Annotated in this window: 24 protein-coding genes; 12 read left to right on the top strand and 12 right to left on the bottom strand. The window is 69.5% G+C overall.

All coding sequences use genetic code 11. From position 1 onward, the window contains the following. From K2R93_21270 to fabF, 6 genes are all read left to right on the top strand, one after another. Positions 1-363 (top strand): DUF92 domain-containing protein (locus K2R93_21270; protein MBY0492383.1); only part of this gene is annotated, 363 nt, incomplete at its 5' end. Positions 364-451: 88 nt separating this feature from the next. Next, positions 452-1702: an NAD(P)/FAD-dependent oxidoreductase gene (locus tag K2R93_21265; GenBank protein MBY0492382.1), complete on the top strand. Its 1251-nt coding sequence runs from the start codon at positions 452-454 to the stop codon at positions 1700-1702. A gap of 4 nt (positions 1703-1706) precedes the next feature. After that, a complete protein-coding gene (locus K2R93_21260) occupies positions 1707-2180 on the top strand; it encodes a flavin reductase family protein (protein MBY0492381.1) in 474 nt (157 codons plus the stop codon). A 42-nt stretch (positions 2181-2222) separates the two neighbouring features. Next, positions 2223-2960: a methyltransferase domain-containing protein gene (locus K2R93_21255; GenBank protein ID MBY0492380.1), complete on the top strand. Its 738-nt coding sequence runs from the start codon at positions 2223-2225 to the stop codon at positions 2958-2960. Next, complete coding sequence (locus K2R93_21250) at positions 2957-3475, top strand: SRPBCC family protein (GenBank protein ID MBY0492379.1); 519 nt, start codon at positions 2957-2959, stop codon at positions 3473-3475. The genes K2R93_21255 and K2R93_21250 overlap by 4 nt, the downstream gene beginning before the upstream one ends. Continuing rightward, on the top strand, positions 3472-4731 hold the full coding sequence (gene fabF, locus K2R93_21245; GenBank protein MBY0492378.1) for a beta-ketoacyl-ACP synthase II: 1260 nt from the start codon (positions 3472-3474) through the stop codon (positions 4729-4731). The genes K2R93_21250 and fabF overlap by 4 nt, the downstream gene beginning before the upstream one ends. Positions 4732-4760: 29 nt before the next feature. On the opposite strand, the gene K2R93_21240 is transcribed toward fabF, so the two are convergent. From K2R93_21240 to K2R93_21225, 4 genes are all read right to left on the bottom strand, one after another. Then, positions 4761-5234: an inorganic diphosphatase gene (locus tag K2R93_21240; GenBank protein ID MBY0492377.1), complete on the bottom strand. Its 474-nt coding sequence runs from the start codon at positions 5232-5234 to the stop codon at positions 4761-4763. Positions 5235-5316: 82 nt separating this feature from the next. After that, positions 5317-6354 (bottom strand): porphobilinogen synthase, encoded by a 1038-nt coding sequence (gene hemB / locus K2R93_21235; GenBank protein MBY0492376.1) that lies wholly within the window; start codon positions 6352-6354, stop codon positions 5317-5319. Then, positions 6354-7316 carry a hydroxymethylbilane synthase gene (gene hemC, locus K2R93_21230; protein MBY0492375.1) on the bottom strand — a complete coding sequence of 321 codons (963 nt, stop codon included), beginning with the start codon at positions 7314-7316 and terminating at the stop codon, positions 6354-6356. Before hemC ends, hemB begins: the two co-directional genes overlap by 1 nt. 201 nt (positions 7317-7517) lie before the next feature. After that, entirely contained in the window at positions 7518-8336 is an 819-nt protein-coding gene (locus K2R93_21225) for a uroporphyrinogen-III synthase (GenBank protein ID MBY0492374.1), read from the bottom strand. Between the two features lie 116 nt (positions 8337-8452). Here K2R93_21225 and acs point away from each other — a divergent pair, with 116 nt between their 5' ends. Beyond that, entirely contained in the window at positions 8453-10414 is a 1962-nt protein-coding gene (gene acs, locus K2R93_21220) for an acetate--CoA ligase (GenBank protein MBY0492373.1), read from the top strand. Positions 10415-10535: 121 nt separating this feature from the next. Continuing rightward, positions 10536-10883: a hypothetical protein gene (locus K2R93_21215; GenBank protein MBY0492372.1), complete on the top strand. Its 348-nt coding sequence runs from the start codon at positions 10536-10538 to the stop codon at positions 10881-10883. 16 nt (positions 10884-10899) lie between these two features. Here the strand turns inward: K2R93_21215 and K2R93_21210 are convergent, their stop codons facing one another. Continuing rightward, positions 10900-12480, bottom strand: a complete 1581-nt coding sequence (locus K2R93_21210) for a carboxylesterase family protein (protein ID MBY0492371.1) — start codon at positions 12478-12480, stop codon at positions 10900-10902. 3 nt (positions 12481-12483) lie between these two features. Then, entirely contained in the window at positions 12484-13221 is a 738-nt protein-coding gene (locus tag K2R93_21205; GenBank protein ID MBY0492370.1) for a DsbA family protein, read from the bottom strand. Positions 13222-13355: 134 nt separating this feature from the next. On the opposite strand from K2R93_21205, the gene K2R93_21200 reads away from it, so the two are divergent. Both K2R93_21200 and K2R93_21195 read left to right on the top strand, forming a co-directional pair. Then, the gene (locus K2R93_21200) at positions 13356-14198 is read left to right on the top strand and encodes an alpha/beta hydrolase (protein MBY0492369.1); all 843 of its coding nucleotides are present in this window, start codon (positions 13356-13358) and stop codon (positions 14196-14198) included. Positions 14199-14321: 123 nt separating this feature from the next. Beyond that, on the top strand, positions 14322-14585 hold the full coding sequence (locus K2R93_21195; protein MBY0492368.1) for a hypothetical protein: 264 nt from the start codon (positions 14322-14324) through the stop codon (positions 14583-14585). A gap of 63 nt (positions 14586-14648) precedes the next feature. On the opposite strand, the gene K2R93_21190 is transcribed toward K2R93_21195, so the two are convergent. Beyond that, positions 14649-15209, bottom strand: a complete 561-nt coding sequence (locus tag K2R93_21190) for a CDP-alcohol phosphatidyltransferase family protein (protein MBY0492367.1) — start codon at positions 15207-15209, stop codon at positions 14649-14651. A 53-nt stretch (positions 15210-15262) separates the two neighbouring features. On the opposite strand from K2R93_21190, the gene K2R93_21185 reads away from it, so the two are divergent. After that, positions 15263-16795 (top strand): hypothetical protein, encoded by a 1533-nt coding sequence (locus tag K2R93_21185; GenBank protein ID MBY0492366.1) that lies wholly within the window; start codon positions 15263-15265, stop codon positions 16793-16795. A 13-nt stretch (positions 16796-16808) separates the two neighbouring features. Here the strand turns inward: K2R93_21185 and K2R93_21180 are convergent, their stop codons facing one another. The 5 genes from K2R93_21180 to K2R93_21160 all read right to left on the bottom strand — a co-directional run bounded on the left by K2R93_21180 (position 16809) and on the right by K2R93_21160 (position 23225). Next, a complete protein-coding gene (locus K2R93_21180) occupies positions 16809-19475 on the bottom strand; it encodes an insulinase family protein (GenBank protein MBY0492365.1) in 2667 nt (888 codons plus the stop codon). After that, the gene (locus K2R93_21175) at positions 19472-20575 is read right to left on the bottom strand and encodes a hypothetical protein (GenBank protein ID MBY0492364.1); all 1104 of its coding nucleotides are present in this window, start codon (positions 20573-20575) and stop codon (positions 19472-19474) included. Before K2R93_21175 ends, K2R93_21180 begins: the two co-directional genes overlap by 4 nt. Positions 20576-20667: 92 nt before the next feature. Then, positions 20668-21837: a tetratricopeptide repeat protein gene (locus tag K2R93_21170; GenBank protein MBY0492363.1), complete on the bottom strand. Its 1170-nt coding sequence runs from the start codon at positions 21835-21837 to the stop codon at positions 20668-20670. An 84-nt stretch (positions 21838-21921) separates the two neighbouring features. Next, positions 21922-22857 (bottom strand): pseudouridine-5'-phosphate glycosidase, encoded by a 936-nt coding sequence (locus K2R93_21165; GenBank protein MBY0492362.1) that lies wholly within the window; start codon positions 22855-22857, stop codon positions 21922-21924. A gap of 137 nt (positions 22858-22994) precedes the next feature. Next, a complete protein-coding gene (locus K2R93_21160) occupies positions 22995-23225 on the bottom strand; it encodes a hypothetical protein (protein MBY0492361.1) in 231 nt (76 codons plus the stop codon). A 203-nt stretch (positions 23226-23428) separates the two neighbouring features. Here K2R93_21160 and K2R93_21155 point away from each other — a divergent pair, with 203 nt between their 5' ends. Continuing rightward, the gene (locus K2R93_21155) at positions 23429-23803 is read left to right on the top strand and encodes a hypothetical protein (protein MBY0492360.1); all 375 of its coding nucleotides are present in this window, start codon (positions 23429-23431) and stop codon (positions 23801-23803) included. Positions 23804-23875 lie beyond the last annotated feature (72 nt).

Genomic DNA, 23875 nt, shown 5'->3' with positions numbered 1-23875 from the left:
CTCCGCACCCGCGAGACGGCGGTCCCGGGCACCTCGGGCGCCGTCTCGCTGGCGGGCACTGCCGGCATGCTGGCCGCTGCGGCGGCGCTCGCGACGCTGGCGGCGGCCGTGCGGCTCATTCCGTGGGCGGCGGTGCCCGTCGTGGCCTACGCCGGCGCCTGCGGCGCCCTGGCGGACACGGTGGTGGGCGCCTGGCTGCAGGCACGCCGCTGGTGTCCGACCTGCGCCCGCGCCACGGAACAGCCTGTGCATCGCTGCGGCACCAGCACGCACGCCGACGGCGGGCTCGCGTGGCTTACGAATGATCGGGTGAACCTCATCTGCACCCTCGTCGGCGCAGCGGTCGCCCTGGCCCTGCAGTAATCCCGCGCGCACCACGTGCTGGACCTTTCGCACGCCGCGGTGTGTTTTTGAGACAGACCGTGAGTGCCCTCTGGCTGGAGTGCCGTGCATGCCCCGACAACACACGCAGGTGCTGGTGGTGGGCGGCGGGCCGGCGGGGAGCAGCGCGGCATGGCACTGTGCGCAGCGGGGGCTCGAGGTCTGTGTCCTCGACAAGGCGCACTTTCCCCGCGCGAAGCCCTGCGCCGAGTACGTGAGCCCGGAGGGCTCGCGCATTCTGGCCGCCATGGGCGCGCTGGACGCCCTCGAACAGGGCGACGCCGCGCAGCTGACCGGCATGGTCGTGCACGCGCCGAACGGCGCCCAGATCCACGGCGAGTTCGTGGCCCGTCACGGCTTTCGCGGCTTCCGCGATCGCGGGTTGGGAGTGCGACGCGAGGTGCTCGATGCGCTGCTCCTCGAGCGCGCCCGCGCGGCGGGCGTGGCGGTGCGGGAAGGCGCGTCGGTGGCGCAGATCAACCAAGCGCCAGACGGCCGGGTGGAGGGCGTGACGCTGCGGGATGGCACCACGCTCTCGGCCGCGGTGGTCATCGGCGCCGATGGCTTGCGCTCGGTCGTGGCGCGTCGCCTGAATCTGGCCCACGTCGCGCGTTGGCCGCGGCGCGTGGCGCTGGTGGCGCACTACGACGGCGTGCGCGACATGGGCACGCTTGGCGAGATGCACGTGACCCGCACCGGCTACGTCGGGCTCGCGCAGGTGAGCGGTGGCCTGACCAACGTGGCGCTCGTGGTACCGGCGCACCGCGCCCGGCACTTCGCCGGCGATGCCGCCGGGGCCCTCGACGCGTGGCTCGCCGCGCAGCCGTCGCTGGCCGCACGCTTCGCGCACGCCACACGCGTCACGCCGGTGCGCGCCACCGGCCCCTTTGCCTCGCGGGCGCGACGCGCGTGGGCCCCCGGCGCCCTGTTGGTGGGCGACGCGGCCGATTTCTTCGACCCGTTCACCGGCGAGGGGATCTATGCCGCGTTGCGTGGAGGGGAGCTGGTGGCCGAGGCCGCGCAGGCAATGGTGGAGGCCCCGTCGCGCGAGGCGCTCGACGCCGCCGGCGCCGCCTATACCCGCGCCCGGCACGCCGCCTTTGCCGGTAAATGGCGCGTGGAGCGACTGATCGGCACTGCCGTGGCCATTCCGGCGTTGCTCAATCATGCGGCGCGCGTGCTCTCGCGCGACCGTGATCTCGCCGATCTGCTGATCGGGGTGACGGGCGACTTCGTGCCACCCAGTGCGGTGCTGCGCCCGCGTACGCTGCTGCGCCTGCTCTGGCCGCTGCGGCGCCCGGATTCTGCCATGCCTGCCTAACCTGATGATCGATCACGACCTCTTTCGCGCGGTCCTTGGCCGCTTTGCCAGCGGCATCACCGTCATCACCGCGGCCGCGCCCGATGGCACGCCGCACGGGATGACCGTGAGCGCCTTTTCGTCGCTCAGCCTCGAGCCACCGCTCATTCTCGCCTGCATCGCGAACGACGCGACGATGGCGCCACTGCTCAACCAGTGCGCGTCGTTCACCGTGAACATCCTGAGCAGCCAGCAGGAGGCGCTCTCGCGGCGCTTTGCCGGTCCGCTCGATGACCGCTTTGCCGGAGTGGGCTACACCACCGGTGAGCTGGGGAATCCGGTGCTCGAGGACGTGCTGGCGTGGCTCGAGTGCCGGCTCGTCGCGCGTCATCCGGCAGGCGACCACACGATCATGGTGGGTCAGGTGGAGCACGCCGGCGTCCGGGACGGCCGTCCGCTGCTCTACTACCGAGGCGGCTACGCGCAACTCGAGCGCTGAGCGCCGCGCGCACGGCGCCGATGCGGTGGCGCGGCAGCGGCCATGAGCCTGCTCACGCCCGCGCGTCGGCGTGACGCGGAGATTCTCGACGATCCGGATGCCGATCCGGCGCTCGCGCTGCGCTCGCTGCGGGATGTGGCGCTGGCCAATGCCTTCTTTGGCGGGCGGCGGGCCGTCGTGCACGAGGTGCGCACGGTCCTCGCGCCGCTGGCCCGCGGCACGACGTGCACGTTGCTTGATGTCGGCACCGGCCTGGGTGACATCCCCCGCGCGGCACAGCGGGTCGGGAACGCGCGTGGCGTGACGGTCCGCACGATTGGCGTCGAGCTTGCCGTGCCGATCGCGCGCGCGGCCGCCGCGCGCTGTAGCCATGCCGTCGCCGCCGACGCGCAGGCGCTCCCCTTCGCGACAGCGAGTATCGATGTCGTGACCTGCTCGCAGGTGCTGCATCACTTCGATGGCGACGCCGCCGAGCAGTTGCTGCGCGAGTGCACTCGCGTGGCCCGCCACGCGGTGATCATTGGCGACCTCCGCCGCAGCTGGCTCGCGATTGCCGGGCTCTGGGCCGGGTCGTACCTGCTGGGGTTTCATCCCGTGAGCCGACACGATGGTATCGTGTCGATCCGCCGCGGGTACACGGTGCAGGAACTGCGCGCGCTGGTGCAGTCTGCTACCGGCTGCACGCCGCATACGCGCGGCGGTCTGGGCTTTCGCGTGGTGGCACGCTGGACCCCACCGGCGCAGGCACCGCTTTCGTCTTCTTCGGGGACCGCTGGATGATTGAGCCATTCTCGCTTGGGCCGCCACCACCGGGCCGTCTGGTGACGACCGTCGACGAACAGATCGTGCGCGCACCGGTGGCGCGCATCTTCGAAATCGCCGCCGCGGTGGAACACTGGCCGGCGTACCTGCCGCACTATCGCTACGTGCAGTTCCGCGACCGCGCGCCCGATGGCGGGGGCGTCGTGGAGATGGCGGCGAATCGCCCGTTCGGCCTCTTCAACTGGCCGACGTGGTGGCTCTCGGAGATGGCGGTGAATACCGAGGTGCCGTGGGTGCGCTTCCGCCACATCGGCGGCGTGACCACCCGGATGGACGTGGAGTGGAGCTTCACCCCGGTCGAGGGCGGCACGCTCACACGCATCGTGCACGTGTGGGACGGCCCCTCGTGGCCACTGATCCGCGAGTTCGCGGCGACACAGGTCATCGCCCCGGTGTTCGTGCATGGCATTGCCTCGCGTACGCTGGCAGGACTCGCGCGCGTCGCGGAACAGCCGGCCCGGGGGGCCGCATGAGCCACGCCCCGAACGGCAAGCGCCGTGTCGCCATCACGGGCATCGGCTGCATCACGCCCATCGGCGTGGGGGTGGAGGGGCTGTGGCAGGGGCTCCGCGCCGAGCGGTCGGCAGTGGGGCCGGCCACGCGCTTCGACGCGTCGATCTTTCGCTCGCAGTGTGCAGCGCAGATCGAGGACTTCGACCCGACCACCTACATCGACGCGAAGCGCGTCAAACGCCTCGATCGGTTCAGTCAGTTCGCCGTTTCGAGCGCCTACCTCGCGCTGGCCGATGGTCAGCTGGATCTCGCGACGACCGATCGCGAACGCGTGGGGGCGATGATGGGCACGGCGTTGGGCGGGGTGGGCTACGCTGAAGAGCAGGCCGCCCGCTTTCTGCATGGCGGCCTGCGTGCGGTGGACGCCACGCTCGCGCTCGCGGTCTTCGGCGGATCGGCGAGCTGCAACATGGCGATCGAGTTCGGCGTCTCGGGGCCCAACTCCACGAATGCGATGAGCTGCGCGAGCGGCTCGATGGCCATTGGTGAAGCGTTCCGGCAGATCCGCGATGGCTACGCCGATGTGATGCTCGCCGGCGGCTCGGAAGCGCCACTCGCCACGCTCTGCTTTGGCGCCTTTGCGCTCATTCGCGCGATGAGCACGCGCAACGACGATCCGACGCACGCCTCCCGCCCCTTCGACAAGGACCGCGACGGGTTCGTGATGGGCGAAGGCGCGGCGGTCCTGCTGCTCGAATCCTGGGAGCATGCCACCGCCCGCGGGGCGCGCATCTACGCCGAACTCGCCGGCTACGGCACGACCAACGACGCGCACCACATGACCGCGCCGCTCCCCGACGGGGCACAGGCCGCGCGATGCATGAAGAACGCGCTGCGCGATGCGGGGGTCACCGTCGGCGATGTGGCGTACATCAACGCGCACGGGAGCAGTACGCCGCTCAACGATCCCACCGAAACGCACGCCATCAAGCAGGTGTTCGGCGATCAGGCCTACCAGGTGCCCATCTCGAGCACCAAGGGCTACTACGGCCACGCGCTGGGCGCGAGCGGCGCCTTCGAAGCCGCGATCAGCGCGCTGACGATCGCGCGCGGCTGGATCCCGCCGACGCTCGGGCTCGAGACGCCGGATCCGCTCTGCGATCTGGACTACGTACCGGGCACGGGGCGCGCCCTGCAGCCGTCGGTGGTGCTGTCGAACTCCTTCGGCTTTGGCGGCATCAACGCGGCGCTGGTGCTACGGCAGGCTCGCGAGTAGGGGCTCCAGCCAGCCGCCGAGCCAACGCTTCAGGTCTCGAACGTCTCCCGATAGCGTTCCATCGACCGGCGAATGATGTCGTAGGCTTCGACCGACGACTTCCAGCCGGTGATTTCCATGCGCTTGCCTTCGAGGTCCTTGTAGATCAGGAAGAAGTGCTCGACTTCCTTGAGGTAGTGCCCCGAGAGGTCGGCGATATCGAAGACATCGTGGTAGTACGGGTCGTCGGCCGGGACGGCGAGGATCTTGTCGTCGGGCTCGCCCTTGTCGAGCATCATGAGCACGCCGATCGGACGGGCCGTGATCTGGCAGCCCGGGAAGGTCGGCTCGTTGATCTTCACGAGGACGTCGAGCGGGTCGTTGTCCTCATGCAGCGTGCGGGGGATGAACCCGTAGTCGCCCGGGTAGTGCACCGCCGAGTAGAGCACGCGATCGAGCTTGAAGTGCCCGGTTTCCTTGTCGAGTTCGTACTTGTTGCGCGAACCGGCCGGGATCTCGATGATCGCGGTGACCTGCTCCGGCGGATTCTTGCCGGCGGGGATATCGTGCCACGGGTTGTGCAGCATGCCTCGAGGGGTATGGGTCTCAGCGGCTGCGCAGGGCAGCCGCGGCGTCGATTGCGAAGTAGGTGATGATGAGATCCGCGCCGGCGCGAGCGATGGCGATGAGCGATTCCATCATCGCTCGGTCGCCGTCGATCCACCCCTTCTCGGCGGCGGCCTTGATCATCGAGTACTCACCGCTCACCTGATACGCCGCGAGGGGCAATCCGGTGTCCTGCTTCACGGCGGCAATGATGTCGAGGTACGCCCCGGCGGGCTTCACCATCAGGATGTCCGCGCCTTCCTGGACGTCCAGCCTCACTTCCCGTAACGCTTCCCGGGCGTTCGCCGGATCCATCTGATAGCTGCGGCGATCGCCAAAGGCCGGCGTGCTCTCGGCGGCTTCGCGGAACGGCCCGTAGAACGCCGAGGCGTACTTGGCCGCGTAGCTCATGATCGGGATGTGCGAGAACCCGGCCTCGTCGAGCGCTTCGCGGATGTGCCCGACGCGATGGTCCATCATGTCGCTCGGCGCGATGATGTCGGCACCGGCGACGGCGTGCGCCAACGCTTCCTTGGCCAGCAGCCCAAGCGTCGCGTCGTTGTCCACGTCGCCGTCGGGGGTGAGCAGCCCGCAGTGGCCGTGGTCGGTGTACTCGCACATGCAGACGTCGGTGATCACCACCAGCTGCGGAAACGCGGCCTTCACCGCGCGCACCGCCTCCGCCACCGGGCCGTGCGGATCCCACGCCGAGGAGCCTTCGGCATCCTTGGTGTCGGGGATGCCGAACAGCAGGATGCCACCGAGGCCATGCGCCACGGCCTTCTCGGCATCCTTGAGCAGTTCATCGACGCTCGTCTGGTAGACGCCCGGCATCGAGCCGATCGGCTGGCGGATGCCCTGCCCCGAGCGCACGAACAGCGGCCAGATGAACTGCGCCGGATCGAGACGCGTTTCGCGCACCATGCGGCGAATGCCGTCGGTGCGACGCAGGCGACGCGGCCGGATCGGGTTGGCGGAGATCCAGCCGCCGAAGTCGCTCTGGTCGTCGGCGAGGATGTCGTCGAGTCGGGTGCCCATCAGTGTGCTCCAGGTGCGGGCGTGTCGGTGGTCGGGGCGCGCAGGTCGGCGAGAATGCCGGCGCCGCCCGCGGCATGCAGCTGCTGCGCGAGCGTCCGACCGCTTTCAGCGGGATCGTTCACATTGATCGGCAATCCGCCGCGCACGACGGTTTCGCCGTCGATGCTGGCAATGATGCCGTGCAGCATGAGTCCGTACTCCGGCTCGTCGAGCGTCGCCGCGCCGATCGGCACCTGGCAGCCGCCCTCAAGGGTCGCGAGCAACGCGCGCTCGGCGGTGATCGCCACGCGCGTCGGCGCGTGATCGAGCTGCCGCAGAATGGCGAGCATCGCCTCGTCGTTCGCGCGCGCCTGCACGGCAATGGCCCCCTGCCCCGGCGCCCCCAGCCAATCGGGTGCGTCGAGGAGCGACACGATGCGATGACCGAGCCCGAGGCGACGGAGACCGGCAGCGGCGAGCAGCGCCGCATCCACCTGCCCCTCGTCGATCTTGCGCAGGCGCGTCCCCACATTGCCGCGCAGCTCCCGCACGTCGAGATCCGGGCGCATCGCGCGCAGCTGCGCCCGACGGCGCAACGACGACGTGCCGACCTTGGCGCCTTCCGGCAGTTCGGCGAGGCTCTTGGCCGTGGTGCTCGGCCCCGTCACGAAGGCATCACGCGGATCCTCGCGCTCGAGCAGCGCCACGATGGTGAGCCCCGCGGGGTCAGCGGTGGGCAGATCCTTGAGCGAGTGCACCGCACAGTCGGTGCGACCGGCCAGCAGATCGGCCTCAAGTTCGGCGGTGAACAACCCCTTCTCACCGATCGCCGACAGCGGCTTGTCGAGAATGCGATCGCCGATCGTGGTATACGTGACGAGCTCCGACTCCACGCCAAGGGCGGCCAGCAGCGAGGCGACCTGACGGGCCTGGAACAGCGCGAGCTCCGAGCTGCGCGTGCCGATTTTCAGGGGGGCAGACATGGGGGCGAATCTAGTGGAATCGGGGCGGGTTCGGATCGGGGGGAGGCGGAGACTGGAGGTCGGAGGTCGGAGGTCGGAGGTCCGAGGTCGGACATGAGACGTGAGTAACCCCCGAGAGCTCAGGGGGCAGGACGTCAGGGGGCAGAGCTCAGGACTGCGGCGGTCCTGAGCTCTGCCCCCTGACGTTCTGCCCCCTGAGCTCTAAGGGGTTCCGCTTGTTCCCGGACTATACGCCCTGACGATCTCTCTGACCCACCCTTCCATCACCGCCGCCGTCGACTCGACCTTCACCGGAAACCCCGCCGTCCGTGCCGCCTTGGCCGTCACCGGGCCGATGCACGCCACCGGGACGCGAGCCGCGTGCTCGGGGGGAAGCGCGTCAAGGAGCGAGTCCACCGCGCTCGGGGCGGCGACGGTCACGAGGTCGAGGACCCCCGACCGTGCGAGGGCGCGGATCTGGGCCTGGCCGTCGGGATCGGGGGCGCTGCGGTACGTGGGGATGACCTCGACGTCGGCCCCGAGGGCGCGCAGCCCCTGGGGGAGGACATCGCGGGCACCGGCCGCGCACGGATAGAGCATGCGTGCGCCTTCCACGTCGCTGCGCGCGGCCATCTCGTCCAACATCCCCTCGGCCTGCGATTTCTCCGGCTGCACCGATGGCACACGCCAGCCGAGCTTCTCCACCGCCGCGGCGGTGGCCCCGCCGACCACGGCGAGGCGGCGCGTTTCCATGATCTCGTTCATCCGCGCCTCCTGCACGACACGCGCGAGATGCTCCACCGCATTGACGCTCGTCAGCAGCACCCAGTCGAACTGGCGGAGTTCGCGCACGGCCACGCGCAGCGGCGCCGGGTCGAGCGCTTCGATGCGGGTGAGAGGAATCTCGTGCACCGTGGCGCCGTGACGACGCAGGGCATCGGCCAACGGCGTGCCGCGGTCACCGGCGCGCGTGACGGCAATAACGAGTCCCGCCAACGGCTGCGGCCGCCCCGCGCTGCTGGGTCCACGAACGTTCGACATGGTCGTACATTAGCAGCAGCCCCGGGTCACAGGCGACCCGGTGTGGGTTGGCCCACACGGCTGAGCCCTGTCTCGCCTTCCTCTTCGCCACGCCGGCGCGCCGGCGACTCCCCGCCATGAGCGATATCGACGTCCTGCTGCAGGAGAACCGTTCGTTCCCGCCTCCGGCCGCATTTCAGGCCAAGGCGCACGTGCACACCACGCGACTTCAGGAAGATGCGGCGGCCGATCCCGAGGGCTTCTGGGCCCGGGAAGCCGCGTCGCTCGACTGGATCAAGAAGTGGGATCGTGTGCTCGAGTGGTCGCCGCCGCACGCGAAGTGGTTCACGGGCGGGCAGCTCAACGCGTCGGTGAACTGCGTCGATCGGCACATCACCACCGCGCGCCGCAACAAGGCCGCGATCATCTGGGAAGGCGAACCCGGCGACCGCCGCATCTTCACCTACTGGGATCTGTACCGCGAAGTGAATCTCGCGGCCAACATGCTCAAGAAGCTCGGCGTGAAGAAGGGCGATCGCGTGGCGATCTACCTGCCGATGATTCCCGAAGCCGTCATCGCCATGCTCGCCTGCGCGCGCATCGGCGCCATTCACACGGTGGTCTTCGGCGGCTTCTCGCCGGAGTCGCTGCGCGATCGCATCAACGACTGCGGCTGCAAGGTGCTCATCACCGCCGACGGCGGCTACCGCCGCGGCTCGACGGTGCCGCTCAAGCGCAATGCGGACGAAGCGCTCAAGGAGTGCCCCACCATCGAGCACGTGCTCGTCGTGATGCGGCGCCGCAGCGGCGTCGGCGACGAAACGTTCGCCGAAATGCAGGAAGGGCGCGACCACTGGTGGCACCGCATGAAGCGCGAAGTGCCCAAGTTCTGCGAGCCGGAGCCGATGGATGCCGAGGACATGCTGTTCATCCTCTACACGTCCGGCACCACCGGCAAGCCGAAGGGGATCGTGCACACCACCGGCGGCTATCTCACCGGCGCCGCCACCACGACCAAGTACGTCTTCGATCTCAAGGATGAAGACGTCTACTGGTGCACCGCCGATATCGGCTGGATCACCGGGCACTCGTATCTCGTGTACGGCCCGCTCGCGGTGGGCGCGACGTGCGTGGTGTACGAGGGCGCGCCCGATTGGCCCGACAAGGACCGCTTCTGGAGCATCTGCGAGCGCTACGGCGTCACGGTGTTCTACACGGCGCCCACGGCCATTCGCGCGTTCATGAAGTGGGGCAAGCAGTACGTCGAGAAGCATGACCTCTCGCAGCTGCGTCTGCTCGGCTCGGTCGGTGAACCGATCAACCCCGAAGCGTGGATGTGGTACCACGAGCACATCGGCAAGGAACGCTGTCCGATCGTGGACACCTGGTGGCAGACGGAGACCGGCGCGATCATGATCACGCCACTGCCGGGAGTCACCGCCACCAAGCCGGGATCCGCGACCACGCCGTTCCCCGGCATCAAGGCCACGCTGCTCGACGCCGATGCCAGCGAAGTCGGCGTGGGCGGTGGCCTGCTGGCCATCACGCACCCCTGGCCGAGCATGCTGCGCACGATCTGGGGCGACGATCAGCGCTACGTGGATACCTACTTCTCCAAGTGGCCCGGCCGCCCCGACCTCTACTTCCCGGGTGACGGCGCCAAGCGCGACGACGACGGCTACCTGTGGATCCTCGGGCGCGTGGACGACGTGCTCAACGTGGCCGGCCATCGCATCGGCACGATGGAAGTCGAAAGCGCGCTCGTGGATCACCCCGCCGTGGCCGAGGCCGCGGTGGTGGGCAAGCAGCACGACCTCAAGGGGCAAGCGATCGCCGCGTTCGTCACGCTGCGCTCCGGGTTCCATGCCAGCGGCAGCCTCCGGGACGAACTGCGCGAGCACGTGGCGCTCAAGATCGGCGCCCTCGCCCGGCCGGATGACATCCTCTTCAGCGCGGATCTTCCCAAGACGCGCTCGGGTAAAATCATGCGCCGGCTGTTGCGGGACATCGCCGAAGGGCGCGCCCTCGGGGACACGACGACACTGGCGGACCCCAGTGTCGTGGCGAGCCTCAAGGATCAGTACGAAAACCAGGAGTAGCACGCGCCCATGACACGACGTGCGCCACCCATGTGACGCACGTCGCAGTCCCGCGACCGCCGGCTTCGTACCGTTCTCGGCACGAAACCGGCGGTTGTGCTTTTTCGTCTATACTTCTGTCATGTCGATTCTCAACAAGCTCTTCCCCGAAACGCTCTTTCCGCGCAAGCTCTCGGCCGACGCCGAGCAGCGGCTGCGTCTCGCGCAGGCGCGCGCCGAGGAGTCGCTCATCCGGGCGCATGTCGAGAACGCCCTGCACTTCGTGGACACGCTTGCCACCGACGTGGGCTACGAGCGGGCGCTCGACATTTACATTCGCGAACTGAGCGTCCCGGAGCCGCTGGCGTCGGTGGTGGCGACGCGCGCACTGGTCGCGCTTGGCGAAGCGCTGCAGCCGGTGGCGGAGGCGGCCGAGATGCCAATGCCCGCGCTCCGCATTGAAGAGGCCGCTGCCCGCCGGCGCGCCTAGGCGCGCCGGCCGCTCCTCACTTACCGGCCCAGACGCGCTCCAGAAACAGGTACCGCGCGCGCGGCTCCGGCTCGGCCTTGGACGTGACGTCGATGCGCATCCGCATCGCCCGTCCGTCCGCCGGCACACCACTGGGCCACTCCGGCAGGTCCGCGCCGTTCGGGTTCCCCGTCTTGATGAAGTTCACGAAGTAGCGCTGCATGACGCGCGACACGGTGAAGTCGTCGGGTGTCCACGCGTATACGACATTCGTGCGGAGATTGCCCATCGCATACTCAATTTCCGCGGAGTGCACCGCTCCCGGCTCGGGGAGATTTGGGCGCCCCGTAGGCGGCTTTGAGAGCGCTGGGCGCGCGCGCGTGAAGAAGTAGCGATAGACTGGCTGTCCGCTGGTGCGCGCGTGCAGATCGATCCAGCGCCACGTTGAAAAGCCGATGAACTGATCGCCCGCCACGGCATTGGCGGCAGCGATCACGCCTTCAATCGCGGGATAGTGAGCCGCGGCTTCGGCGGCGTTGGCCCCAAAGACCTGCGTCAGTGCAGCGCTGAGCCCCGCGGCGGTCGTATCGCCGCGCAGCAGGCCGCGCCCGGATGCTTCCAACTCATTCCAACCGGCCAGCAGCGGTACTTTGGCCTGGGCCCCGCGTTCAAGTCGTGCCGAGGGCGATTCGGGGAAGAATCGACCGTCCACGACGGGCCCGAAGCGGGGCAGATCCGCGCGCGCAGACCAGTCGAGCAGTTGCGTCGCACCGAGCGCGCGGAGCGCCGCGAGATCGGGAGCGCCCACACCGGCCGCGAAGCGCTCGCCGTTCGTGGCCGCAACCTCAAGCGTCATCATCGCGCCGCGGCCGATCAGCGAGCCGCTTTCGCCAATCGCGCGCGCAAAGAGCCCGGTCGAGCCCGGTGCGGTCATCTGCGCGCTCACCGAGAAGGAGCCGGCGGATTCACCGGCAATCGTCACCCGCGCCGGATCCCCACCGAAGGCGGCAATGTTCGCCTGCACCCAGCGCAGCGCCGCTTGCTGATCGAGAAAGCCGTAGTTCCCCGCCGCCTTCGCCGACGACTCGGCGATCAGCCCCGGATGCACGAACGAGCCGAAGATGCCCAACCGGTAGTTCACGGTGACCGCGACGATGTCCTGCGTCGCCATGCTCTCGCCGTCGTACCGCAATTCGGATCCATCGCCTGCCGACAGGCCGCCGCCGTAGAAGTACACCAGCACCGGCAACGCACCGCGCGCAGACTTGGCGGGAGCCCACACGTTGAGGTAGAGGCAATCTTCACTGGTGCCGTCGCTCCGGAACACCATGTCGCTGAAGAGCCGTGCCTGCATGCACATCGGCGAGAAGCGATCCGCCTCGCGCACGCCGGTCCACGGCGCGGGCGGGGCGGGCGGCTGCCACCGACGCTCGCGCACAGGGGGCTTCGCGAAGGGAATCCCGCGAAACGCGCGGACGCCGCTCGGCAGCGTGACGCCGCGAAGCACGCCCTGCCGCGTCGTCACCTGCGGAGCGGACTGCCTCGTCGTCTGGCCGGAAACGACAAACGGCGACCCAAGGGTCGCCGCCGTCGCCATCAGCAGGATGGAGCGTCGCATCGCTTACTTCTTCGCGCTGTCGCCAGCCGGCGCCGCCGCCGCCGGCGCATTGACCGCCCCGGCCGTCTTGAGCGAGTCGAGGATCTTGATCATCTCGTCGACATTCGGCGTCGGCGAGTAGGCCCGATTGCCGATCACGATGGTGGGCGTGCCGTTGATGCCGAGCTTCGTGCCTTCGGCCTGGTTGGCCATGATCTGCGCCATCGGCCGCTGCTTCTCGAAGCAGTCGTTGTACTTGGCCATGTCGAGGCCGAGGCCCTTGGCGTACTCGTCGATGATCTTGCGGGGATTGCTCGTGGCCTGGCCGTTCCAGTCGAACTGGCCTTCGTAGAGCTTGTCGTGCATTTCCCAGAACTTCCCCTGCTCGTCGGCGCAGCCGGCGGCGAGGTGGGCCGTGAGCGTGTTCTGATGCGCCTGCACGAGCGGGAAGTCCATGAACTTGAAGTTCGCGAGCCCCGCCTCGATCACGCGTTTGCGGAGATCCGGCTCCTGCACCGTGGCGAACTGGCCGCACCCTGGGCACTCGAAGTCGCCGAACTCCACGATCGTGATGGGCGCGTTCGGATCGCCACGCAGATAGCCGCGGGCCGCCGGCAGCGGTGCGTCGGTCTTGAGCTCGAGCGCCTTGGTCTTGTTGCCCTGCACGGCCGAGAAGATCGCCGTGCCGCCCGCCAGAACGACGGCCAGAATGATCACGATGAAGCCGGTGTTCGACTTCTTCTTGGGGGTCACCTTTGCCACACGCACTCCTCGAAGGCGACCGGGCGGGCCGGTCGGGTTCGTGTTCGGGTCGGACCACCGGCCGCGTCCGCGACGGCGAGTCCATGCGGCGCGAAAGGTATCCGGCGGTGCGTTCCCGGCGCTATCCTGCTCGCGTGTACACCGAGCACCTGATGATTCCCGTGGGCCCCGGGCGGCTGCACGTCGCCCGCACCGGGCGCGGCGGGCCGGCGGTGGTGCTGCTCCACGACTTTGGCGCGAGCAGCTTTCAATGGCGCGCCGTCGCGCCCGCCCTCGCCAATCGCGGCGTCACCGTCGTGGCCGTGGATCTGCTGGGCTTCGGCGAATCCGACCGCCCGATTGGGACCGCGACGGGCCCGGGTGCCCAGGCGGAGTATCTGGAGCGCGCGCTGACCGCGCTCCGCCTGAGCGCCGTGCAGGTAATCGGCCACGGTCTGGGCGCGCTCGTGGCGCTGCTGCTGGCGGCGGAACACCCGCATCGGGTGCTTCGCACGGGGCTCCTCGACCCGCTGCCCCCCGATGATCTGCCTGGACCGGCCATCCGGGCCATGCAGCGGGCCAGCGGTCGGGCTGCCCTGACGGCGAACAGCCTCTTCGGCGCGCGCCCTCTGCTGGAGGTGCTGCTCGCCGACGGACTCCCCGAAAACCACCCCGAGGCCGACCGCCTGCTGGCCCGCACACTCGCTCCGTTCGTGGGGCGCAACGGCATGGCCGACCTGCTGCAATTGGCCGCGGCGGTGACGCTCAGCCCGGGAGAGCGGGAGCGCCTAGGCCAGATCACGGGCCCGGTCCACTGCTGGCTGGGGCACGGGGATGGCGCCAGGCCGGGCGCGGCTCCCGAGGCGTGGGCCGGGATTCTCCCGAGCGCCACGGTGACCGCTGGTGAGACCGGTCAGCCCGTGGGCGCGTGGGTCGGCGAGTCCGCGCCCGCCGCAGTCACGGCAGCGATTCTGGCCTGGCTGACGTATCCCGAGTGAACTGGCGCGATTCTGGGCGATCTGGCACGATCCAGCACTAGGAAGCCGGTTTCTCATCGGTTAGATTTTTCATGCTGGCCCGGAGTCGCCGGGTCATGCGGTTCGACGCACTACCCAGAGGAAATGGCCAAGCCCAAGCTTCGTCCGCGTCGTGACGCCATGGTGCCCTCGCCGTATCAAGAGGCCCGTGACGAGCTGTTCCAGCAGATCATGCAGTGCGGTGTGATCGGGTGTCATCCCGAAGACCAGAAGGAGTGGTTCGACGCCACGATGGTCTACCTGGCAGATCGCTATCCGGAGATCAAAGCTCCCGAGATGGCCGAACTGCGGACGCTCGGCGAGCGCTTTGCGCAGCCCGCGAAAAAGCAGGAACCCGCTGCCGTCTGACCCTCGCGGTTCGATATACGCAGACCCGAACGCCTCCCTGTGGAGGCGTTCGTCGTTTGCGGCTCAGCCGGTCGGCGCTTGCCCCGGATCCTGCACCCGTTCGCGCCAGAGCATCAGCGTGTAGTCCACGGTCGCGCCGACGCCCAGCACGCCCACGAGCAGGACGAGCGGCATCACCCACCCGGGCGCCAGCAGCACCGCGAGAAAGGTGAGCAGCTGCGCGCCGGTGACCAGCTTGCCAATGAGGCGGGCTTTGAAGGTGATGGGGCGCAGCCAGCTCACGCTGCGAGCCACGAACCAGCCGATCACCGACATCACGTCGCGAAAGAGAATCAGCGCCGCCTGCCACCAGCGCAGCTCGCCGCCGATGAGATAGCTGATCACGACGCCCAGCACGAAGAAGCGATCGGCGACCGGATCTACGAGCGCCCCGAGACGCGTCATCGTGCGCGTCTTGCGCGCGAGCCAGCCGTCGAGAAAGTCCGTGATCGAGGCGGCGGCGATGAGCGCCAGCCGCACCGGGACCGCATCCGACGCCACGAAGCCGATCGCGAGCGCCACGCGGGACGTGGACACGAGATTCGGGACCGTGAAGACGGTGGCGCTATCGGGAACGCGGGCCATGCGTGGAAGCTATGCGGCTCCCGAAGCGAATGCAGGTCCGTTACCGTACCCGCATGCTCCCGGGCCTCCTCACCGATCCGCTGCCGCTGGTGGTGATTGGCATCGCCGTGGCGGTGCTCGCCTGGGACGTGTCGATGGCCGGCTGGATTGCCGCCCGGCGCGAAGCGCCGCGGCTCTTCACCCAGCTCACGGTGGTGTGCGGGCTGCTGGTGGTGCCCGTGCTCGTCATCAACGTCGCGTCCGGCACCGAATCGGGGGCGCGGACGATCTCGGGGATCACCTGGCTGGTGCCGGCCGTCACCATCGCCTTTGCGCTGCAGGTGCTTTATGCGGTGCTGGGCCGACTGATCTCGCTGGTCGTTGGACTCCCCATTCTGCTTTACGACCTGCTGCTCGCCGCCACCGCGGTGGGCGACTATCTCGTGACGCAGCGCGGCGGCGCCCCGACGTATCTGCAGGCGTTGCTCGCGGCGCGCGATGCGATCGTGGGCATGGGCGTGGGGCGCGCCGCGCTCGTGTCCCCGCTCACCGCCCTCGTGCCGATGATCGCGCCCGCCTATCCCGCGCGCTGGCGACTGTCCGGCGCCGTGCGCGCCGTGCTCGTGCTCGCGGCGACCGCGCTCACCACGCTGCTCATCATCGAATGGCCGCGCGGCATCGGCGCGGTGCGCAGCTACGAGCGCGCGTACACCGAACCCATGCAGGCCCGCCCCTCCGGGGATTTTGTCCTCGGCGTGCGCCTGTATCCCACGCTCGACGGCATGCCCCCGGCGCGTGCCGTCCGCAACGACGCCGCCATCGTGGAGGCGTTCACGCCCGATGTCGTGCTGCTCGTGCTCGATGACGACGGCACGCGGAGCGCCGCGCTCGACTCCCTCGCGCGCGTACTCGGGCCGCTGCGCGATGATTCGGTGCAGATTGCCGTCGCGCTGCGCCTCGATCGCACGCCCCCGGCCGCCGACGATGCCGACCGCCAGCTCTCGATCGAGCGGGTGCTGCAGCGCCTCGAACCGGATGTGCTCTTCCCCGCACTCCCCGACCCGGTCCCCACCTGGATCGGCAGCACGGCACCGTCGGCCGCCTGGTGGCAGCGCCTCCTCCGGCGTAGCAGCTCCACCGTGCAGCGGGTGCGCCCGCGCACGGTCCTCGGATGGGCCGCGGCCCGGCTCGATGCCACCGACAGTGCGACCTATGCGTGGGCGCGGCAGCCCTCGAACGGCGTGGAGCTGGTGGGTGCGATGAGTTTTCCGTCGTTCTCGGGACTGCCGGCCGTGGATGCGCGTCTCCGCGCGTTCGAGCGATGGCACGATGCCGCCGCGCAACGCGGACTCCCCACGATGCCACACTGGCTCGTGAACGTGGGCGGTCTTCCGCGCGCCCATGGCGACGCCGCGCAGGTGGCGGCCATTCGCCACGCGCTGGCGTGGGGGTCACGCCGCCCGTGGATTGGCGCGGCGATCGTGGGGGAGCCCGCCGATTACGACGGCTGGCTCGGTCTCCGCGCCTCCAATGGACGACCGCGCGCCGCGCTGGCCGCGATCGGGGCCGCGGCGCGGCGCATGAAGGAAGTGCGCGCCGGTAACTGACGGCGCGCGGCGTTCAGCCGGTGCCGCGCACCACGCCTTCGGCCACCCGCGCCGGATCGAAGTACCGCTGCGCCACGGCGTGCACATCAGCCGGCGTCACGGCCGCGAGCTGTGACGGCACCTCGGCGATCTCGTGCAGCCCCTCGCCAAACAGCCACGCATCCACCAGCTCGCCGAGCACGGTGCCTCCCGACTGCTGGGCGATGGCATGTGATCCGATCAGATAACGCTGGGCGCGCTCGACCTCGTCGGCCGTGGGCGCGGCGTCGCGGAAGCGGGCGAACTCCCCCAGCAGTCCCGCGCGCGCTTCGTCCTCGCGCGCCGGCGAGGTGGCGATATACGCCCCGAAGGCGCCACCAGCTCGACGTTCCACGGGAAACGCGCTCACGGTGTACGCCAGCGACTGCTTGTCGCGCAGCTGCTCGAAGAACCGGCCGCCCAATCCGCTCGCGATCGCCGACAAGACCCGCGTCGCGTAACGGGCACGATCCCCGCGCGCGGGCCCCGGGAAGAGCATCGCCAGCGCGGTCTGCTGCTTCGCACGCGACTCGTGCAGCTGGCGAGACTCCTGCGGCCAGCTGGCGTCGGGGAGCGCATACCCCTCATGCCACGCCAGCCCGCCGAACAGCTGATCGATCAGCACCGCCACTTCGTCGGGGGGCACATCGCCCACCACCGCAATGACCGACGCACTGCGCCGGATGTGCCGCTCGTGGAAGTGCCGCACCGCCGCCGCGTCGAGCATCGGCAAGGAGGTCTCGTTGCCGATCGTGGAGCGCGCGTACGGGTGGTCACCATACGCCGCGATGCTCGCGAGGCGCATCGGCCAGCGATGCATGTCGTCGCGGGCGCGCTTGAGCTCCGCCAGCGCCAGCGTGCGTTCGGTGCTCACCGCGTCGTCCTGCAAGACGGGCTCCTGCACCACGTCGGCCAGCAGGGCCGAGGCGGCGGTGAGATGCCGAACCGGCACGGACAGCGACCAGCCCAGCGATTCGAGTCCGACACTCACGCCAATGGAGCCGCCGAGTTCCTCGCTCGCTTCGGCCAGCTGCGCACCAGTGCGCGTACGCGTCCCCTTGAGCATTGCCTGCGCGGTGAGGCGCGCGAGCCCTTCGTGATGGGCTTCGTCCACCGCCGCGCCGCCGCGCTGAATGACGCCGATGTTCACGAGCGGCGAACCGGGGCGCGGCATCACCAGCACCGGCACACCGTGCGCGGTGCGATAGACATGAACGCCGTGATCCACCGTGCCGGCAGCCCGCAGGTGGAGCGCCGCCGAGGCGCGCTCCGGCACGGCGGCCGTGTTGATGGGCGTCAGGAGCTGCGGCGACGCCATCACCGCGCTCCCCGCGGGCACCCCGGCCAGCATGGCCTGCAGCGCGTCCACGCTGTCGGCGAGCGGCTCGGCGCCCGTCGGGCGGTAGGACACCACGGTGACGTTGGCCGGATCGAGATGCGCCTGCATCGCCGCCTGCACGCGATCGGCGGTGAGTGTCACCACGGCATCGTAGTACTGCGCGCCGGCATCGAGCCCGCCTTCGGCTTCCCAGCTGGCGAGGTATTGCGCCTGCCCATCCATACTTTCGAGGCGGCGCAGCCAGCGCGCCTCGAGAATGCGCTGCGCGCGGGTCACTTCACTGACCCGCAGGCCATCCACGCGCGCCGCCTGCAATTCGCGCCAGGTGGCCGTGGCCGCGGTGCGCGCCGTGGCGGCGGCGGCTTCGACATGCGCCACGAAGACACCCACATCGCCCGCGGTGTAATTCCACGCCGTGACCGCCGAGGCAAGCTGCTGCTCGCGCACCGCGCGATAGAGGCGAGACGCACGTCCGCTGCCAAGCGCGACCCCGGCCAGATCGAGCGCCGGGGTGTCCGGGTGCCCGAGGGGCGGCACCCGCCACCCAAAGGCCAGATGCTGTTGCGCGATATCGCCGCTCCAGTCACGAAAGCGCACGCCCGGAGCGGCGATCTCCTGCGGGCCGCGATCACGCGCCGGGCGCCCGGCCTCGAGCGCGCCGTAGCGCGCCATCACTTCGCGGCGCACGTCGTCCACCTGCACATCGCCCACGATGGCGAGCACCGTATTGTCGGGGCGGTACCAGTGGCGATAGAAGCGCAGCAGATGCTCGCGCGTGAACGTGCGAAGTCCGTCTTCCTCACCGATGCGCCAGCGACGGATGCGGTGCCGATCGTGCAGCACGGCGTACAACGTTTCGATGGCGACCGCGTAGGCCGTGTCCTTCTTGCGCTTGGCCTCCTGAATGATGACCTCGAGCTCGCGCGCGAGCTCCTCGCCATCGATGACCGAGCGGGCGTAGGCATCGAACTGGATCTCCAATCCGGCCACGAACGACGCGCTCGGCAACACCGTGTAATAGCTGGTGTGGTCGTAGATGGTATGCGCGTTGAGGTAGCCACCGTTGGCCTTCGTCTCGCGCGCGATCTGGCCGACACCGCGCGTGGGCGTCCCCTTGAAGAACATGTGCTCGAGCACGTGCGCGATGCCGATGATGTCGTCGGTCTCGTCGAAGTACCCGGCCTTCACATGGGTGACGATCGCCACGACGGGCGCCGAGGTATCGCGACGCACGAGCAACGTGAGGCCATTGGGGAGCACCTCACGCACGGTATCATGATGCAGCGCGAGCGCATCGCTCGGTCGCGTAGACAATCCGGTCATCGGAGGGGAGCAGGAGGGAACGCGGCGGGCGCGGTCGGCACGGGCCCGATGCAGCGCTGCCAGTCACCCGCCCCGGCGCGCGTCGCCCACCGCTGTGCTTCATCATAGCGCTGCAGGCGATAGAGCGCGCACCCGAGAAAACCCTGTGCCACGCGATCGGACGGGTCGAGTTCGAGGGCGTGCACGTAGAACCGCCGGGCGATCTCCGGCTGCCCATCGGCCAGCATGGTGGACGCGAGTTCGCGCTGCGCCACGGCGCTCGTGGGCGCCACGCGCACGGCGGCGGTGAGGAAGCGGCGCGCGCGCGCCAGATCGCCCTCTTCGCGCGACATGCGCCCCAGGTAGATGAGCGGACGAGCGTCGGTCGGCTGCTTCTGCGCCAGCTCCACGAACGCATCGCGGGCTACCTCGCGCGCGCCGCGGGTGTAGGCGGCGACGCCGTCCTGATACAGACGGTCCATGCGCCCCACCGTGAACCACCAGATCGCGCCCGCCGCAGCGGCCACGACGAGCACGGCACCCGCGAGAAGGGGCAGCAGGTTGCGCCGCGCCCGCGGCGGCGGGACGAGCTCGACGACCGGGTCGGCCGATGTCGGCGGTGCGTTCGGCGATACGGAGGGCGGCGCGATCGACGGCACACCTCTCGGTGGCGGGACGGCGCCCGGCGTGCCGGCCGGTGCGGATGGCGGCGCATACGACGCCGAGGCATGCGCCGAGGCCGTTGGCGGCGCGTACGAGGCCACGCCCGGGACCACCGGTTCGAAGACGGCCGCGGGCAGCGCATGCTGCAGCGCCATCCACGCCTCGCGCACCTGAATGCGCTCGGCCTCGGTGCTGGCCGGGCCGGTGTGACGATCGGCGAGCGCCGTGAGCGCCACGAGCGCATGGGCATCGGGGAGCGACAGCTGCTGCAGGCGACGCGCTTCGCCCACCAGCGCCTGGCCCGTGAGCTCCGGGCGCTGCAGGACCAGCTGCAGGAGCGTCTGTGCGGCACGCCAGCACTCGGGCACCGGCGTGCGATCGTAGGCCCCAAAGACGGCACGCGCCGCATCGAGCGCGGCGCGAAGGGCATTCAGGTCAGGGTGAGGCGTGGCGGTCATGTCCTGGACATACCCGTGAAGGGGTCCAAGGATGCACGGCCGAGGCTGGTGTTGGACGCCGACACGATCGCCTCAGACGGACCACGGTAGCGTCAGCGCACGATGCGCAGCACACCGGCGTCCGCACTGCCGCGCAGAAACGCCTCGGGCGCGTGCGACGCGACGCGCACGCCCGTCGCGCCGTACGTGCGACGGGCTTCGAGCGCCATGTATTCATCGAGCGGGCGGCCCGCATCCCGCTGGTCCCGGAGCGCACGCACAATGTCTTCCCAGCTGCCTTCAATGGACGTCCCGTCCCGCAGCACCACCCGATGCGTACCGGCGTGCGGTTCGGGCGTGGGGAGCAGCACCTCGGTGGGCGATTCCGCCGACACCGCCTCGGCCTGCTGCCCGGCGATGCCGGACAGCAGGGTGCCAAGGGTGTCGGGCTGACCGGCGGCCTGCGCCTGCGCCGCCTGCTCGTTCTCGATGGCCGTCTGTTCGATGTCGGCGAGCAGATCGTCGATGGCGTCGGGCTCACCGGCCAGTTCGGTGAGGCGCGCTTCCCACGCGCGGAACTCCCCGTCGTCTTCCGCCAGCTTGTACACCTGCTTCTTGAGCTCCATCAGCCGCCAGATTCCGAGTTCGTCCCAGTGATCCTCCGGCGTGGTGCGCTCGAACTCCTTGAGCGCCTCGTCGAGCTCGCCCGCGTCGTAGAGCAGATTGGCGAGATAGACGCGCGCTTCGGCAAAGCTGTCGTCGAGTGCGAGCGCCTGCCGCAGCGACGTCATCGCGTCGCGATCGAGCCCGAGCCGGTGCTGCGCGTAGCCAATGCAGGCGACCGCTTCGGCGGAATCGGCCGCATGATCACGCGCCTTTTCGAAGTAGGTCAGCGCGGTCTCCACGAAGCCTTCGCGGAAGAGCGCGCGGCCGATCTGCAGCATGAGCTCGACGTCGTCGTCATAGCCGAGCTCGATCGTACGCTCAAAGGCGCGGAATCCGGCATCGACCTGCCCGAACTTGAGCAGGACTTCGCCGACGCCGGCCAGCGCGTCTTCGTGCTCCGGATCGAGCACGAGCGCCTCCTCGAAGCTCCGCCGGGCCCAGACGTACTCCTCGCGCGCCAGCCGGGCATAGCCCGCGCCGACGTGCAACTCGACCGCGCCCGGATAGAGGGCGAGCCCTTCACGCAGCAGATCGAGCGCCTCATCGTACTGCCCCTCGTTGTAGAGGGCATGAGCGCGCTCGTCGTACTCCTCAGAGCTCAGGAACGGATTCGACATGGCGACGCAGACCTCCGGATGCAGCGGGTTACCGGATAGTACCGTGCACAACGGCGTTGGTTCAACGGCTCTGCGACTACGGCCCTACGACGGAAGATCAGCCGGTGGCGTCCGGACCAGCGCAACGGCGATCTCGCCCGCCAGACGGGCGTTCGCTTCGAGCAGGGCCAGATTGGCAGTCACCGACTGTCCGTTGGTGCGCTGCTGGATGTCCGCCAGCAGGAAGGGGGTGACGGCGGCACCGCGGACGCCCGCGGCGGCAGCGGCCGCAACCGCGGCCTGGGTGGCGCGTTCCACGATCTCCACCGGGACGGCGTGCGCCGCCGGCGGCGGCTGCACGACGAGCATCGCGCTGGTGCGCCCGAGCGCCCGATGGGCGCGCCAGGCGGCAGCGATCTCCGCCGGGGTGTCGAGTCGTGCCGTGAGGCGCAGCCCGGTGGTGGTGCTGAAGAACCCGGGCAGTTCATCGGTACCGTAGCCCACGACTGGCACCCCCAGCGTTTCCAGGCGTTCGAGAGTCGCGGGCAAATCGAGGATGGACTTGGCCCCAGCGCACACCACGATGGCCGGCGTACGAGCCAGTTCCACCAGATCCGCGCTTTCGTCGAAGGGCGCATCGCGGTGCACGCCGCCGATCCCGCCGGTGGCGAATACCTCGAGCCCACCGAGTGCACACAAGGCGAGCGTACCGGCCACGGTGGTGGCCCCATCGGCGCCCTGCGCGATGGCGATCCCGAGATCACGCGCAGACACTTTGCGGACGCCGTCACGCCGGAGGAACCGCTCGAGGGCATCGGTGTCGAGGCCGAAACTCGCGACACCGCGCACGATGGCGGTGATGACGGGTGTCGCGCCGGCCTGCGCCGCGGCGCGCATCATGCGCTCGGCCGCCTCGCGATTGAACGGCGGCAACAGCCCTTGGGCGAGTACGGAACTTTCAAGGGCGACGACAGCGCCGCCGCGGTGCAACGCGGCAGAAACCTCTTCAGTGCTGCGTGGACGCAGGAGACGCTGAGTCACAATCCGATTGTAGTGCGCGGTGCACACGGGGGCAATACGATGGCGCCCCCGAAACGCACAACGGCCGCGAAGAACACGGAGGTTCTTCGCGGCCGTCGGCACCGCGCGACGCCGTCGCGCGGTGCGGTCTGCAGGCGTTACGCGTCGTCGAACGCGTCGGCCTTGCGGTTCTCGAGGAGTTCCCACTCGCTCGACGTGGGGTCGTTCACGGCCAGCAGCTTGATGGTCTCACCCGAGTAGCAGTCAAACTCCTTGCCCTCGTTCTGGTAGACCTTGATCTGATGGCCATTCTCGAACTTGAGGACAACCAGCGGATGGGAAGGGTTGCTGTACTTCTTGCGCAGCTTCTTCGGCGGATGGAGGGTCATCAGTCTCGGGGTCGGAAGGGGCCAAGGGAACGAGCGGAAGTTGCGCGATCGGACGCCGGGGCGCCAGCGGCGCGCGGTCAGCGCGGCCTGCGGCGGCTCGATGTCCCCAAGGCATGAACGTTGCCCCATGGGAAAGCGTTCACCCCGCCGCCGCCGGCGGCGACCCGTCCACGCGCCATCCGGCGCCGTTGCTGGAGAGTCCCATGTTGCGTTCTCCCGTCCTTGTTCTGGGCCTGCTCCTGGGCTCCCTCGCACTCCCGGTTGCCGGTCAGGCGCAGTTTGCCGCGCCGAACAGCCCTGTGGCCGCCGACACCGTGGCCGCCCCGGCGGCCCCGACCACCGTCGCGCCCGCCGCCGCCCTGCCTCGCCCCGCTGGCCTCACGCGCCAGACCGACGCCGCCACCCTGCCGGCGCCCAAGGTCCCACGCGCCAGTTCCCGCACCAACACCGCCATGATGGTCACCGGCCTTGCCGCCGTCCTGGTGGGCGCGCTCGTGAACGACAACGACGCCGGGACCGTGCTCATCGTGGGCGGCGCGGTCGTGGGGCTTATTGGCTTGTATCGGTTCCTGCAGTAACGCGCACGCTCGTCACACCGTCGCATTGAGAGCACGAAGGGCTGGACGGACACGACGTGCTGCGTCGTGACC

Source organism: Gemmatimonadaceae bacterium (assembly GCA_019752115.1).
GTDB lineage: Bacteria > Gemmatimonadota > Gemmatimonadetes > Gemmatimonadales > Gemmatimonadaceae > Gemmatimonas.
Note: the sequence above shows the minus strand (reverse complement) of the source record. Positions and strands in the feature narration are given on the sequence as shown.